Source organism: Streptomyces sp. NPDC002868 (assembly GCF_055563295.1).
In genome coordinates, this window is the sequence record NZ_JBVHDR010000005.1 from 235,992 (window position 1) to 249,540 (window position 13,549).

Sequence of the window (13,549 nt, forward strand, 5' to 3'; positions counted from 1 at the left end):
TGACTCCAAGTCGGTCTCGGCCGGCGTCGGTCAGTCTTCGGAGGCGAAGATGGTCTTCTTCTGCCTCTCGATGCTGTTGACCAACCCGTCCACGTCCTTCGGCTTGTTGATGAAGGTCTGAATGGCCGGGATCATCACGGTCGACGAGAAGTCGGGCCTGGTGTCGCGGTCGAGGAACTGCGAGATCTGCTTGGCGCCGGAGACGAGTTCGACGGCCTTCTTCTGCAGCGGGGTGTACTTCGAGAGGTCGGCCTCGTCGCTCACGGCGATGTTGTTGGGGTCACTGGCGAGGTAGATGTCCTCCGCCTTGCCGGTGGCCAGCCACTTCAGCAGGTCCTGGGCGCTCTCCATGTTCTTCGCGTTCTTGAGGTTCTTGGACTTCTTCGCGAGCAGGAAGCCGTCGATGGGCGCCTCGACGGCGTCCTGGCCGTGCTCCGGGTTGATCACCGGGAACGGGAAGAAGTCGATGTCGGCCTGTTCGGCCTTGGGGAACTGCGCGCCGGGGTGCGGGAGTCCGAAGACCGCCATGCCCGTCTGCTTCTTCTGCAGGCTGGTGGCGGCCTCCTGCCAGGTACGGCCGTTGGCGCCGGGCTGGCAGTACGGGAGGATGCTGCGCCAGGTGTCGAAGACGTCCTTGACGCGCTTGTCGGTCCACGCCTCCTTGCCCGCCATGAGGCTCTTGTGGAACTCGTATCCGTTGGTGCGCATGTTGATGTAGTCGAAGGTGCCCATCGCGGGCCAGCCGTCCTTGTCGCAGAACGCGATGGGGACGAGCTTGTCCTTCTGCATCTGCTTGGCGAGCGCTATGTACTCGTCGAGCGTCTTGGGCGCCTGGTAGCCGTACTGCTGGAAGACGCTTTTGCGGTGGAAGACGGCCCACGGGTAGTAGTAGTAGGGCGTGAGGTACTGCTTGCCGTCCTCGCCCGTCGACTGGGCCTTGAGGGCCGGCGAGAAGCCCTGGTAGCTCTGCCAGTTGTCGCTGATGTCGTGCAGCAGCCCCTTCTTGGCGAAGAACTGCATGCGGTAGCCTGCGAACCACATGAAGACATCGTCCGGCTTGCCCTGCAGATAGCGGTTGATGTTCTCCTGGAAGGTGTTGTGGTCAACGGTGTTGACCTTGACCTTCCGGCCGTCCTTGGACTGCTTCGCGTATGCGGCGAAGGCGTCGGCGAACGCCTTCTTCGGCACCGGGTCGGACGAGTTGGACCCCATGGTGATGGTCTTGCCGTCCCCGCCGGGGCCACTGCCGCAGGCAGCGAGCAGCGAGGGCAGCGCGATCGCACCTGCACCCGCCGCCGCACCCCGCAGCAGATTCCGCCGGGACATCCGATGTCCTGCCACCCTCCCGGGCGCGGCAGAACCGTTGAACGATGACTGCGCCATGTCCCCTCCTCCGGGGTGCAACTCAACACAACCCAACGCGAGGATTGGATCCCACTCCCAAGAAGTGGTGTCGTCAAGGGTTTTGGCGAGACATCGAACAACCGTTACCGCATCTCTTCCAACAGACTCCAACACGGCCTACCGTAAACGCTCGCCACTGACAGACACATGCCGTCATCCCAATATGCGCGAGTACGGAGGAACGTTACGATGCGTCACCTTCCCACCCGCACTACCCGCCATAGAGTCGTCGGAGCGCTGGCCGCCGCACTGCTGAGCGCGGCAGGACTGGGCACTCCGGCGATCGCCTCGGGCGCCCCGGCCGCGCCGGCCGAACCCGCACCGGCCGGCGCGCAGCTCGACGAAGGGCTCGCCCTGACCCCTCCGATGGGGTTCAACAACTGGAACACCACCCACTGCCGGGCGGAGTTCAACGAGTCGATGGTCAAGGGAATCGCCGACATCTTCGTCGAGAAAGGGCTCAAGGAGGCCGGGTACGAGTACGTCAATCTGGACGACTGCTGGGCGCTGCCGCAGCGCGACGCGAACGGCAAGCTCGCCCCCGACCCGGCGCGCTTCCCGAACGGCATCAAGGCCGTCGCCGACTACGTCCACGCCAGGGGACTGAAGTTCGGCATCTACACCAGCGCCGGGACCAAGACCTGCAACACCGCCGGTTTCCCCGGCGGGCTCGGCCATGAGTACAGCGACGCGCAGCAGTTCGCCGACTGGGGCGTCGACTACCTCAAGTACGACAACTGCAACAACCAGGGCGTGGACGCCAAACTCCGCTACACCACGATGCGCGAGGCCCTGAAGGCCGCCTCTGAGACAACAGGTCGCCCCATCGTCTACAGCATCTGCGAGTGGGGCCAGAACAAGCCCTGGGAGTGGGCCGCGGACGTCGGACAGCTCTGGCGCACCACCGGAGACATCAGCGACAACTGGGGCTCCATGTTGTCGATCATGAAGAAGAATCTGCCGCTCGCACAGTATGCGGGCCCTGGCCACTGGAACGACCCCGACATGCTGGAGGTCGGCAATGGCGGCATGACCGACACGGAGTACCGCTCCCACTTCTCCATGTGGTCGATCATGGCCGCGCCGCTGCTGATCGGCTCCGATCTGCGCAAGGCGCCCGCCTCCGCGTTTGAGATCCTCGGCAACCGCGAGGTCGTCGCCGTCGACCAGGACCCGCTCGGCAAGCAGGGCACGGTGATCAGCTCCGAGGGCGGCCGCTGGGTGGTGGCCAAGGAGATGCAGGACGGCAGCCGTGCGGTCGCGCTCTTCAACGAGAGCGGCAGCCCGCAGCGGATCGCCACCACGGCGAAGGCAGTCGGACTGCCGGACGCCCCCGGCTACCGGCTGCGCGATCTGTGGCAGCACACCGACGCCAACACCGCGGGGACGATTTCCGCGACCGTGCCCGCGCACGGCACGGTACTGGTGCGCGTCTCGACGGACCGCAAGTGGGCGCTGCTGCCGCCGGCCGTCGAAGTGAGCGCCGACGAAGGCCTGATGGCCGAGGCGGGCCAGACCGGGAAGCTCACCTCGGCCGTCACCGATCTGGGCCGTACGCCCGCGCTTGCCGTCTCCGTCGCACTGACCGGGCCCGAGGGCTGGCGCGTCAAGGCGACGTCCAAGGCCGCCACCGCGGTGCTCACCAGCGGAAGGAAGCTGACGACGGGCTGGGAGATCGCTGTGCCGCCGGGCGCCGCGCCCGGTTCGTACGCACTGACCCTGACGGCGAAGTACCGCTCCCCGACCGGACAGCGGCTGACCGCCGCCGTGCCCGGGAGTGTGCATGTGGTCGTGGCGCCGCCCGCCGGTCAGTCGTATCTCAGCGATCTCGGCGCGCTGAGCGCGGCGAACGGCTGGGGTCCGGTGGAGAAGGACACCAGTAACGGCGAGAGCAAGGCGGGCGACGGAAGGCCGATCACCATCGGCGGCCAGGTCTTCGCCAAGGGTCTGGGCGTGCATGCCGCGAGCGCGGTGGAGTACTACGCCGGTGGCCGGTGCACCACGGTGAGCGCGCAGGTCGGCGTGGACGACGAGAAGGGGACGCGCGGCACGGTCGCCTTCGAGATCTGGGCGGACGGAACGAAGGCCGCGTCGACGGGCATCCTGACCAACGCCATGCCCGCACAGCCGATTTCGGCGGACGTCAGTGGCGCGAAGGTCGTACGTCTGGTGGTCACCGACGGCGGGGACGGTATCGATTCCGACCACGCCGACTGGGCCGATCTCAGGATCGGCTGCTGACCACCGCTGCCGCCTCGCCGTGACGGCCGAGCGAGGCGGCAGCTGCCGCACCCACCAGACCCGCGTCCGTGCCCGTCAGGGCCGGAGCCACGGTCAGCCGCTGTACGAAGGAGAGCGTGGCGTAGTCGCGCAGCGAACGGCGCAGCGGGGCGAAGAGCACCTCGCCCGCGTTCGCCACGCCCCCGCCGATCACCGCGATTTCGATCTCCACGAGGGTCGCGGTGGCGGCGATCCCGGCGGCGAGTGCCTGAGCCGCGCGCTCGAAGGAGGCGACGGCGACCGGGTCTTGGGCCCGGGCCGCGGCGGCCACCGCGGCCGCCGAGGTGTCGCCGTCGGGGCCCGGCTGCCAGCCGCCCTCCAGCGCCCGGCGCGCGATGTTCGGGCCGCTGGCGATGCGCTCGACGCAGCCGCGCGCGCCGCAGGGGCACAGATCGCCGTCGAGGTCGACGCTGATGTGGCCGATGTGTCCGGCGTTGCCGGTGGGCCCGGGGTGAAGCTTCCCGCCGAGGACGAGTCCGCCGCCGACGCCCGTGGAGACCACCATGCACAGCGCGTTGTCGTAGCCGCGGGCCGCACCCTGCCAGTGCTCCGCCGCCGTCATCGCGACACCGTCGCCCACCAGCTCGACGGGCAGACCGCCGACGGCCCTTCGCACCCGCGCGACCAGCGGAAAGTCACGCCAGCCCGGGACATTGACCGGGCTGACCGTGCCGGCGGACGCATCCACCGGACCGGCGCTGCCGATGCCCACGGCCGACGCGCGCGCCCAGAGCGGGGAAACGGCCAGCTCGGCGAGGACTCCCTCGACGGCGCGCATCACCGTCTCGCCGTCCTCCTGGGCAGGTGTCGGGCGCTGGGCCCGCACGAGGATCCTCCCGCTGCCGTCCACCAACGCGCCGGCGATCTTGGTGCCGCCGATGTCGAGCGCGGCGACGAGGTCGGTATGCATCGGTGTCGGATCCCCCGGGGAGCTGGTCGGACCTGCGGATTCAGTAACAGTCTCCATTCCCCTGACAACGTTGTCCAGGGCCTATGCTCGACGCCACACCCTTACACACCCGGACGACGACAGGACAGCGCGCTGTGGCAGAGACCGACCATCCCCTGCCTTCGCCGGGGCGCCCCCGAGGGCCCGAGCCCCGCTACGGCAATCGGCCGACCATGAAAGACGTCGCCGCCCGCGCGGGCGTCGGCCTCAAAACGGTCTCGCGGGTGGTCAATGGGGAGCCGGGTGTCACACCCGACACCGAGCGCCGGGTGCAGGAGGCCATCGAGTCCCTCGGCTTCCGCCGCAACGACAGCGCGCGCGTGCTGCGCAAGGGCCGTACCGCCTCCGTCGGCCTCGTCCTGGAGGACCTCGCAGACCCCTTCTACGGTCCGCTGAGCCGCGCGGTCGAGGAGGTCGCCCGGGCCCATGGCGCGCTGCTCATCAACGGCTCCAGCGCCGAGGACCCGGACCGCGAGCAGGAGCTGGTGCTGGCCCTGTGCGCCCGCCGGGTCGACGGTCTGATCGTGATCCCGGCCGGCCACGACCACCGCTATCTGGAGCCCGAGATCAAGGCGGGCATCGCGACGGTGTTCGTGGACCGCCCGGCCGGGCAGATCGACGCGGACGTGGTGCTCTCCGACAGCTTCGGCGGCGCCCGCGCCGGCGTGGCCCATCTGATCGCCCACGGCCACCGCCGTATCGGCTTCATCGGCGACCAGCCGCGTATCCACACGGCCGTCGAGCGGCTGCGCGGCTACCGCACCGCCATGGAGGACGCCGGGCTCGATGTGGACGAGTCCTGGGTCTCGCTGGGCTCCACCGCGCCGGAGCGGGTGCGGGCCGCCGTCACCGCGATGCTGGCGGGGCCCGACCCGGTCACCGCGGTCTTCGCGGGCAACAACCGGGTGACGGTCACAGCGGTACGGGTCCTGGCCGAGCACCACCGGCCGGTCGCCCTGGTCGGCTTCGACGACATCGAACTCGCCGACCTGCTGGGCATCACGGTCATAGCCCAGGACGCGGCAGCCCTGGGGCGTACCGCCGCGGAACGGCTGTTCCGCCGCCTCGACGGCGTGGACGACGCGCCTTCGCAGGTGGCGCTGGAGACGGTACTCATCCCGCGCGGCTCGGGCGAGATCCCGCCGTCAGCAGACGGGTAGGCCCGGCACCGGCTGGTCGTTGTCGCCGCCCTCGATGTAGACGTCGCTGACGAAGACATTGGTGTTGCCGCTGTCGTCGTCGGTCTTGGCCCACCAGACGTTCGTCCACTGGCCGGAGGTCTCGCGGCGGCCCAGATTCTGCTGGCAGTAGAAGTAGTTGGTGCCCGCATTGAGCACCCCCTTCTCCGTGCCGGACGCGGTGTACGACTTCGCCTGCTTCCAGACCTGGCAGTTGTACTTGCCGCCGCCGATCGAGTGGCAGACGGGCGCCGGGGCCGGGTCCGAACCTCCGGTTGTCGAGCCGCCGTTGGTGGAGGTGCCGCCGCCCGTGGTGGTCGAGCCGCCGGTCGTGCCCGAGGACCCGCCGCTGGTCGAGCCGCCGGTAGAGCCGCCGGAGTCCGATCCTCCGGTTGCCTTGCCGGGCGCGGGCGGCTTGGCGGACTGGCTGGGCGACTTGGTGGCGCCCTGCTCGGTGGGCTTGGTGCTCGGGCTCTGCTTGCCGCCGGAGGCGCTCGCGAGCGGGCCCCCGGGTGCGCTCGAACTCGCCGCCGGACTCTCGGCCCGGCCGCCCGCGACCTGGCCGCCCGATCCGTCACGGTCGACGAGGGCGTACGTCACGCCTCCCCCGGCCAGCAGGACGGCCACGACTCCGGCCGTCACCAGGACCCTCGCCCGACCGCGACCGCGACCGCCGGACGCGGGGGGCGCGGCCGGTGCGGGTGCGGGTATCGGCGCGGGAGGAGCATGCGGGGCCGGGGCCTGCGGCGCCGCGGGGCCGAAGCCGTCGGGCCGGTGCGGCGCCGCGTTGAGCACGGTCGGCACCCGGGTCGCCGGATCCGGTGCGGCCGGCGGCGCTGTCCCCAGCGACACGGTCGAGGTGCCGGTGTCCTGGCCCGCCGCCACGGCAGAGAGCAGCCGCGCCGCGGTGTCCGCGTCGGGGCGCCGCGCCGGGTCCTTGTGCATCAGCTCCCGCAGTACGGGTCCGAGCGCGCCGGCCCGCAGCGGCTCGGGCAGCGGCTCCACGACGATCGCGTTCAGCGTCGACCAGGTGGAGGTGCGGCGGAACGGGGCCGCGCCCTCCACTGCTGCGTACAGCGTGGCGCCGAGCGCCCAGATGTCGGACGCGGGACCGGGGTCCTGGCCCTGGGCGCGCTCGGGCGCCAAGTAGTCGAGCGAGCCGACCAGTTCGCCGCTGCGCGTCAGATGGGTGGTCGCGCCGTCGCCCGGGTCGTCCATCGCCGCGATGCCGAAGTCCGTGAGCACCACCCGGCCCCCGCGGTCCAGCAGCACATTGCCGGGCTTCACGTCGCGATGCAGCACCCCGGCGCGGTGGGCGGCGCCCAGCGCCTCCATCACCTTGGCTCCGATGGCGGCCACCTCGCGCGCGTCCATGACGCCGCGCTCGCTGAGCACATCGTCCAGCGAGGGGCCGTCGATGAGCTCCATCACGATGACCGGACGACCCTCGTGTTCGGTGACGTCGTGGACGGCGATGACCGCGGGGTGGCGTACGCGGGCCGCCGCGCGGGCCTCGCGCTGCATCCGCACTCTGAGGTCGGCCAGTTCGGGGCCCGACGAGTCGCTGTAGGTGCGTAGTTCCTTGACGGCGACTTCGCGGCCGAGTACCTCGTCGACGGCGCGCCAGACGACGCCCATGCCGCCGCGGCCCAGCTGTTCGATCACCCGGTAACGGCCGGCGAGCCGCTCGTTCTCCCCCGAAGACACCGCTGCCCCGATCCTTGTTGCGACTGTGGTCGCGTACAGACTAGGGGGCAGCGGTGACAGCAGCGCCGACTGTTACTTGGCTGTGGCCGTGAGGTCCCCGCGGCGCGGTGCGGCGAAGCCGTCGAGATCAGCGCGCGTGAGTCCGGTGAGCCGGGCGACTTCGGCGGTGTCGAGGGCGCCGCAGTCGATGCCGCGCAGCAGATAGCTGCTCAGCGCCTTGGCGGTGGCGGGCTCGTCCATGACGTCGCCGCCCGCGTGGTTGGCGTACGCGGACAGCCGCGCGGCGGCCTGCTCGAAGCCCTCGCGGTAGAAGGCGAACACGGCGGCGTAGCGGGTCGGCAGATGGCCGGGGTGCATGTCCCAGCCCTGGTAGTAGGCGCGGGCCAGGGCTCGGCGGGTCAGGCCGTAGTGCAGCCGCCAGGCGTCGTGGACCTTCTCGGTGGTGCCGACCGGAAGGACGTTTGTGGAGCCGTCCGAGACGCGAACGCCGGTGCCCGCGGCCGCGACCTGCATGACGGCCTTGGCGTGGTCGGCGGCCGGGTGGTCGCCGGCCTGGTAGGCGGCGCTGACGCCGAGGCAGGCGCTGTAGTCGAAGGTGCCGTAGTGCAGTCCGGTGACCCGGCCCTCGGCGGCGTCGATCATCCGCGCCACGGCGGCGGTGCCGTCGGCGGCGAGGATGGACTGGCTGGTCTCGATCTGGATCTCGAAGCCGATCCGGCCCGCGTCCAGACCGCGCGCCTTCTCGAACTCCTCCAGCAGCCGCACCATCGCGGTGACCTGCTCGGTGTAGGTGACCTTGGGGAGGGTCAGGACGAGGCCGTCGGGCAGCCCGTCGGCCTCGATGAGGCCGGTGAGGAAGATGTCGAGGGTGCGGATGCCCCGGTCGCGTACGGCGGCCTCCATGCACTTCATACGGATGCCCATGTACGGGGCGGCGGTGCCCTGCGCATACGCCTCGGTGATCAGGCGGGCGGCGCGGGCGGCGTGCGCGTCCTCCTCGGCGTCGCCGCGGCCGCCGTAGCCGTCCTCGAAGTCGATGCGCAGGTCCTCGACGGGCTCGCGCTCCAGCTTGGCCCGTACGCGGTCGTACACCGGGACCGCGAGTTCGTCGGAGAGGCCGAGGACGGCGGCGAGGGACGCGGCGTCCGGGGCGTGCTCGTCGAGCGCGGCGAGCGCCTGGTCGCCCCAGGAACGGATGGTGTCGGAGGCGAAGACATCACCGGGTACGTAGACCGTGTGAACGGGCTGGCGAGTGCCGGGGTCTCCCGGGTAGCGGCGGGCGAGCTCCGCGTCCACCGGCGCGAGGGAGGCGCTGATTTCCTCGCTGACCGCTCCGGCGAGGCTCGTTGCCACCTTCTCCTGCTGACCCATCCTGCACCCTCCTATTTTCCGCACCACGGAATCAACAATCCGTATGGCGAAGTTAGTCGGCGGTTACGACCTGCGTCAATGGTCCCCCGTAACAGACTGGGGCCGCGCGGTGAAGATCACCGCGCGGCCCCAGGCCGTACAGAAAGCGGAGGTCAGCCCTTGCGCGTCTGGACCTCTTCGGTCAGCTGCGGGACGACCTCGAAGAGGTCGCCGACCACGCCGTAGTCGACCAGGTCGAAGATCGGGGCCTCGGCGTCCTTGTTGATGGCCACGATGGTCTTCGAGGTCTGCATGCCTGCCCGGTGCTGGATCGCGCCGGAGATGCCCGAGGCGATGTACAGCTGCGGGGAGACCGACTTGCCGGTCTGGCCGACCTGGTTGGAGTGCGGGTACCAGCCGGCGTCCACCGCGGCGCGCGAGGCGCCGACAGCCGCGCCGAGCGAGTCGGCCAGCGCCTCGATGATGTGGAAGTTCTCGGCGCCGTTGACACCGCGGCCGCCGGAGACCACGATCGCGGCCTCGGTCAGCTCGGGGCGGCCGGTGGACTCGCGCGGGGTGCGGGAGACGACCTTGGTGCCGGTGGCCTTCTCGGAGAAGGAGACGGCGAGCGCCTCGACGGCGCCCGCGGCCGGAGCGGCCTCCACGGCGGCCGAGTTCGGCTTGACCGTGATGACCGGGGTGCCCTTGGAGACACGGGACTTGGTGGTGAAGGAGGCGGCGAACGCGGACTGCGTGGCCACCGGGCCCTCGTCGCCGGCCTCGAGGTCGACGGCGTCGGTGATGATGCCGGAGCCGATGCGGACCGCGAGGCGGGCCGCGATCTCCTTGCCCTCTGCGGAGGACGGGACGAGCACGGCGGCCGGCGAGACGGCCTCGTACGCGGCCTGCAGCGCGTCCACCTTCGGTACGACGAGGTAGTCGGCGAACTCGGGGGCGTCGGCGGTCAGGACCTTGACCGCGCCGTGCTCGGCAAGCGCGGGGGCGGTGGCCTCGGCGCCGGAGCCGAGGGCGACGGCGACCGGCTCGCCGATGCGGCGGGCGAGGGTCAGCAGCTCGAGGGTGGGCTTGCGGACGGCGCCGTCCACGTGGTCGACAAAGACGAGAACTTCAGCCATGGGATTGCTCTCCTGCGAATGCGAAGTATCTGGGGGCGGTTGGGATATGACCGAAGCTCAGATGAACTTCTGGCTCGCGAGGAACTCCGCGAGCTGCTTGCCGCCCTCGCCCTCGTCCTTGACGATCGTGCCGGCGGTGCGGGCCGGACGCTCGGCGGCCGAGTCCACAGCGGTCCAGGCGCCCTCGAGGCCGACCTCGTCGGCGTCGATCTCGAGGTCCTCCAGGTCCAGGGACTCCACCGGCTTCTTCTTGGCGGCCATGATGCCCTTGAAGGACGGGTAGCGAGCCTCGCCCGACTGGTCCGTCACGGACACGACGGCCGGCAGGGACGCCTCGAGCTGCTCGCTCGCGGTGTCGCCGTCACGGCGGCCCTTCACGACGCCGTCCGCGACGGAGACCTCGGAGAGCAGCGTGACCTGCGGAACGCCCAGGCGCTCGGCGAGAATCGCCGGCAGCACGCCCATGGTGCCGTCCGTCGAGGCCATACCGGCGATGACCAGGTCGTAACCGGTCTTCTCGATCGCCTTGGCGAGCACCAGCGAGGTGCCCATGACGTCGCTGCCGTGCAGGTCGTCGTCCTCGACGTGGACGGCCTTGTCGGCACCCATGGACAGAGCCTTGCGCAGCGCGTCCTTGGCGTCCTCGGGACCGACGGTGAGCACGGTGATCTCCGCGTCGTCCGCCTCGTCGGCGATCTGCAGCGCCTGCTCGACCGCGTACTCATCCAGCTCCGACAGCAGGCCGTCGACGTCGTCGCGGTCGACGGTCAGGTCATCGGCGAAGTGCCGGTCGCCGGTGGCGTCGGGCACGTACTTCACACAGACAACGATCCTCAAGCTCACGCCGGCTCTCCTACTGCATCGTCTCTACTGGGCTGCCTTGCACGCAGCATAGGCGTCTGACGGGGCGGATCCCGGTCGGGGCGGGCCGCGCTCCGAACGAAATATTACTCGCCAGTACTCTCAGTACATCCAGTTCATCGTCAGTAAGCAAGCGCTTTGTACTGTGACCTTGCCAACGCTCCGTAACCGGCGGCTCCCAGAAACTCTCAGTCCTTCAGCCCGTTGAAGCGTCCCTGGTGGTAGAGCAGCGGCCGGCCGCCTCCGGCGGGGTCGCCGACGACGGCCTCGGCGATCACGATGCGATGATCCCCGGCCGGGACGCGGTTGATGATCCGGCACACCAGCCACGCCAGTACGCCGTCGAGCACCGGAACGCCCTCGGGGCCGCTGCGCCAGCCGGTGGGCGGCGCGAAGCGGTCGGCGCCGCTGCGGGCGAAGGTGGCGGCCAGATCCTGCTGGTGGTCGCCGAGTATGTGTACGCCGATGTGCTCGGCCCGGGCGATCACCGGCCAGCTGGAGGACGACGTACCCACGCCGAAGGAGATCAACGGCGGCTCGGCGGCTACCGAGTTGAGAGAGGTGGCGGTGAATCCGACGGGGTGGTCACCCTGGGCGGTGATCACCGCGACGCCCGCGGCGTGCTGCCGGAAGACGGAGCGGAGCAGGTCGGGCGAGGCCAGCTGAGGTGTGCCTAGTTCGGGCGAAGCCGTCATGGAGTTGTCCTTCTGCAAGGGATGCGAACGGGGCGGCCGTGGCTGCTCAGACAGCCGGACAGCGCGCACTCGCGTTCCGCGCGAGGTCGATGTGAGCCCGCCCGTAGAGAAGGAGTTCTGGAAGCACAGCGTCAGCGTGACGATGCATGGCGCGTGCAGTCAAGTGCGTTCCAGCATGTGCGACACGGGTCACGAGGTGTCACACCGCCTGACCGAGCGCGGCGATCACATCCGCCTTGCGCGGCTGGCCGGAGGCCCGGGTGACGATGTTGCCGCCCGCGTCGAGCACCAGCACGGTGGGCGTCTTGAGGATGCCCAGCTCCCGCACCAGGGCGAGCCGCTCCTCCGCGTCGATCTCGACATGGGTGACTCCGTCGACCATGTCCGCGATTTCGGCGAGGGTGCGCCTCGTCGCCCGGCACGGCTGGCAGAACGCGCTGGAGAACTGGACGAGCGTCGCCCGCTGCCCCAGGTCCGCGCCGAGTTCGGCCACGCCGAGCCGTCTGTGAGCGTCCCGACCCCGCACCTTCAGCCTCCCGCCGTTTCGCCGCTGCCACAGCCCGAAGGCGCTCGCCGCCGCGAGCACCACCGCACACACCACAAGTCCAGTCATCCCCGGGTGCAGCGTTCACAGGACCGTAAAGATTCCCGCGCCCGCACCACGGATCCGCTGCGCGATGCTGAGGGCATGGACATCGACGTCAGGGGGCCGCGTTTCGGGGCCGCCGTCACCACGGTCGTACTCGCCGCCGTTCTCGTCACGGGCAGCGGCGCCCTGCTCGGCTGGCAGGCGCTCTGCTTCGCCGCGGGTGCGGCATTCGGCGTGCAGCGTTCTCCGTACGGATGGCTCTTCCGCACCGCGGTACGGCCGAGGCTCGGGCCGCCGGCGGAGCTGGAGTCGCCCGCGCCGCCGCGGTTCGCGCAGGGTGTGGGGCTGGCCTTCGCCCTGATCGGGCTGGTCGGGTATTTCTGGGGACCGTCGTGGCTCGCTCTCGTCGCGACCGGATGCGCGCTTGCCGCCGCGTTCCTCAACGCCGTATTCGGGTACTGCCTGGGGTGCGAGATGTATCTGGTGCTGCGCCGGGCGACTGCTGTCCGGTCATGATGTGACAAGAACGGCGTGAGAAGAATCTCGCCCGCCCAAGGCGCCAGGACTGGTCAGCACGCCGCGTATGCGGCACGATCTGCCCAATGCCGAAAACCTACGGCTGCGTAACTTCCGCCGGGAGAACCCTCCCCGGGCACAACAGAAGGGCCCTCTCCAGATGGCAGAGCTCGTCTATCGGCCGGTCGTCGGCGCCGCTCTCACGCTGTTCAAGGCGCTGGACCTGAAGATCGACACTCAGGGATCGGAGAACATCCCGCGCTCTGGCGGTGCTGTGCTGGTCAGCAATCACATCAGCTATCTGGACTTCATCTTCACCGGCCTCGCGGCGCTGCCCCAGAGGCGCCTGGTGCGCTTCATGGCGAAGGACTCCGTCTTCCGGCACAGGATCTCCGGCCCGCTGATGCGCGGCATGAAGCACATTCCGGTGGACCGCAAGCAGGGTGAGGCGGCCTACTCGCACGCGCTGGACTCGCTGCGCTCGGGCGAGATCATCGGTGTCTTCCCCGAGGCGACGATCTCCCAGTCGTTCACCCTCAAGTCCTTCAAGTCGGGTGCGGCCCGGCTGGCCCAGGAGGCCGGCGTTCCGCTGATCCCGATGGCGCTGTGGGGTACCCAGCGGATCTGGACGAAGGGCCGCCCGCGCAACTTCAGGCGCAGCCACATCCCGGTGACGATCCGGGTGGGCGAGCCCGTGGAGGCACCTGCCGACCAGTACGCGGGCGCGATCACGCGACGGCTGCGCGAGCGGGTGCAGGAGCTTCTCGAAGCCGCGCAGCGTGCCTATCCCGTACGCCCCAAGGACGCGAGCGACACCTGGTGGGTGCCCGCGCACCTCGGGGGTACGGCGCCGACTCCGGCCGAGGTCCGCGAGGCCGGCTGAA

Annotated in this window: 12 protein-coding genes; 4 read left to right on the forward strand and 8 right to left on the reverse strand. The window is 70.1% G+C overall.

Annotated features, from left to right (window positions below; translation table 11 throughout):
• Positions 1-30: 30 nt before the first annotated feature.
• A complete protein-coding gene (locus tag ACZ3H8_RS17770) occupies positions 31-1,326 on the reverse strand; it encodes an ABC transporter substrate-binding protein (RefSeq protein WP_467402716.1) in 1,296 nt (431 codons plus the stop codon).
• Between the two features lie 267 nt (positions 1,327-1,593).
• On the opposite strand from ACZ3H8_RS17770, the gene ACZ3H8_RS17775 reads away from it, so the two are divergent.
• A complete protein-coding gene (locus ACZ3H8_RS17775) occupies positions 1,594-3,645 on the forward strand; it encodes an NPCBM/NEW2 domain-containing protein (protein ID WP_467402718.1) in 2,052 nt (683 codons plus the stop codon).
• On the opposite strand, the gene ACZ3H8_RS17780 is transcribed toward ACZ3H8_RS17775, so the two are convergent.
• Positions 3,629-4,594 carry an ROK family protein gene (locus ACZ3H8_RS17780; RefSeq protein WP_467402721.1) on the reverse strand — a complete coding sequence of 322 codons (966 nt, stop codon included), beginning with the start codon at positions 4,592-4,594 and terminating at the stop codon, positions 3,629-3,631. The genes ACZ3H8_RS17775 and ACZ3H8_RS17780 overlap by 17 nt on opposite strands.
• Before the next feature lie 212 nt (positions 4,595-4,806).
• On the opposite strand from ACZ3H8_RS17780, the gene ACZ3H8_RS17785 reads away from it, so the two are divergent.
• Entirely contained in the window at positions 4,807-5,793 is a 987-nt protein-coding gene (locus ACZ3H8_RS17785) for a LacI family DNA-binding transcriptional regulator (protein WP_467402723.1), read from the forward strand.
• Here the strand turns inward: ACZ3H8_RS17785 and ACZ3H8_RS17790 are convergent.
• The 6 genes from ACZ3H8_RS17790 to ACZ3H8_RS17815 all read right to left on the reverse strand — a co-directional run bounded on the left by ACZ3H8_RS17790 (position 5,779) and on the right by ACZ3H8_RS17815 (position 12,173).
• Positions 5,779-7,518, reverse strand: a complete 1,740-nt coding sequence (locus tag ACZ3H8_RS17790; RefSeq protein WP_467402724.1) for a serine/threonine-protein kinase — start codon at positions 7,516-7,518, stop codon at positions 5,779-5,781. The two genes, ACZ3H8_RS17785 and ACZ3H8_RS17790, sit on opposite strands and share 15 nt — an antisense overlap.
• Before the next feature lie 72 nt (positions 7,519-7,590).
• Positions 7,591-8,889, reverse strand: coding sequence for a DUF6986 family protein (locus tag ACZ3H8_RS17795; protein WP_467402727.1), 1,299 nt, complete (start codon positions 8,887-8,889; stop codon positions 7,591-7,593).
• Between the two features lie 152 nt (positions 8,890-9,041).
• A complete protein-coding gene (locus ACZ3H8_RS17800) occupies positions 9,042-10,004 on the reverse strand; it encodes an electron transfer flavoprotein subunit alpha/FixB family protein (RefSeq protein WP_467402729.1) in 963 nt (320 codons plus the stop codon).
• A 57-nt stretch (positions 10,005-10,061) separates the two neighbouring features.
• Positions 10,062-10,847 (reverse strand): electron transfer flavoprotein subunit beta/FixA family protein, encoded by a 786-nt coding sequence (locus ACZ3H8_RS17805; protein ID WP_467402732.1) that lies wholly within the window; start codon positions 10,845-10,847, stop codon positions 10,062-10,064.
• 206 nt (positions 10,848-11,053) lie between these two features.
• Positions 11,054-11,560 (reverse strand): flavin reductase family protein, encoded by a 507-nt coding sequence (locus ACZ3H8_RS17810; protein ID WP_467402734.1) that lies wholly within the window; start codon positions 11,558-11,560, stop codon positions 11,054-11,056.
• A gap of 199 nt (positions 11,561-11,759) precedes the next feature.
• Positions 11,760-12,173, reverse strand: coding sequence for a TlpA family protein disulfide reductase (locus tag ACZ3H8_RS17815; RefSeq protein WP_467402736.1), 414 nt, complete (start codon positions 12,171-12,173; stop codon positions 11,760-11,762).
• A 75-nt stretch (positions 12,174-12,248) separates the two neighbouring features.
• On the opposite strand from ACZ3H8_RS17815, the gene ACZ3H8_RS17820 reads away from it, so the two are divergent.
• Complete coding sequence (locus tag ACZ3H8_RS17820; protein ID WP_467402737.1) at positions 12,249-12,665, forward strand: DUF4395 domain-containing protein; 417 nt, start codon at positions 12,249-12,251, stop codon at positions 12,663-12,665.
• A gap of 160 nt (positions 12,666-12,825) precedes the next feature.
• Positions 12,826-13,548, forward strand: coding sequence for a lysophospholipid acyltransferase family protein (locus ACZ3H8_RS17825; RefSeq protein WP_307664939.1), 723 nt, complete (start codon positions 12,826-12,828; stop codon positions 13,546-13,548).
• Position 13,549: the final 1 nt, after the last annotated feature.

Excerpts from the sequence above, each read along its gene's own strand:
- ACZ3H8_RS17775 (WP_467402718.1), top strand. The coding sequence starts at position 1,594 with ATGCGTCACCTTCCCACCCGCACTACCCGCCATAGAGTCGTCGGAGCG.
- ACZ3H8_RS17795 (WP_467402727.1), bottom strand. The coding sequence starts at position 8,889 with ATGGGTCAGCAGGAGAAGGTGGCAACGAGCCTCGCCGGAGCGGTCAGC.
- ACZ3H8_RS17800 (WP_467402729.1), bottom strand. The coding sequence starts at position 10,004 with ATGGCTGAAGTTCTCGTCTTTGTCGACCACGTGGACGGCGCCGTCCGC.
- ACZ3H8_RS17770 (WP_467402716.1), bottom strand. The coding sequence starts at position 1,326 with ATGTCCCGGCGGAATCTGCTGCGGGGTGCGGCGGCGGGTGCAGGTGCG.
- ACZ3H8_RS17785 (WP_467402723.1), top strand. The coding sequence starts at position 4,807 with ATGAAAGACGTCGCCGCCCGCGCGGGCGTCGGCCTCAAAACGGTCTCG.
- ACZ3H8_RS17780 (WP_467402721.1), bottom strand. The coding sequence starts at position 4,594 with ATGCATACCGACCTCGTCGCCGCGCTCGACATCGGCGGCACCAAGATC.
- ACZ3H8_RS17815 (WP_467402736.1), bottom strand. The coding sequence starts at position 12,173 with ATGACTGGACTTGTGGTGTGTGCGGTGGTGCTCGCGGCGGCGAGCGCC.
- ACZ3H8_RS17810 (WP_467402734.1), bottom strand. The coding sequence starts at position 11,560 with ATGACGGCTTCGCCCGAACTAGGCACACCTCAGCTGGCCTCGCCCGAC.
- ACZ3H8_RS17825 (WP_307664939.1), top strand. The coding sequence starts at position 12,826 with ATGGCAGAGCTCGTCTATCGGCCGGTCGTCGGCGCCGCTCTCACGCTG.
- ACZ3H8_RS17820 (WP_467402737.1), top strand. The coding sequence starts at position 12,249 with ATGGACATCGACGTCAGGGGGCCGCGTTTCGGGGCCGCCGTCACCACG.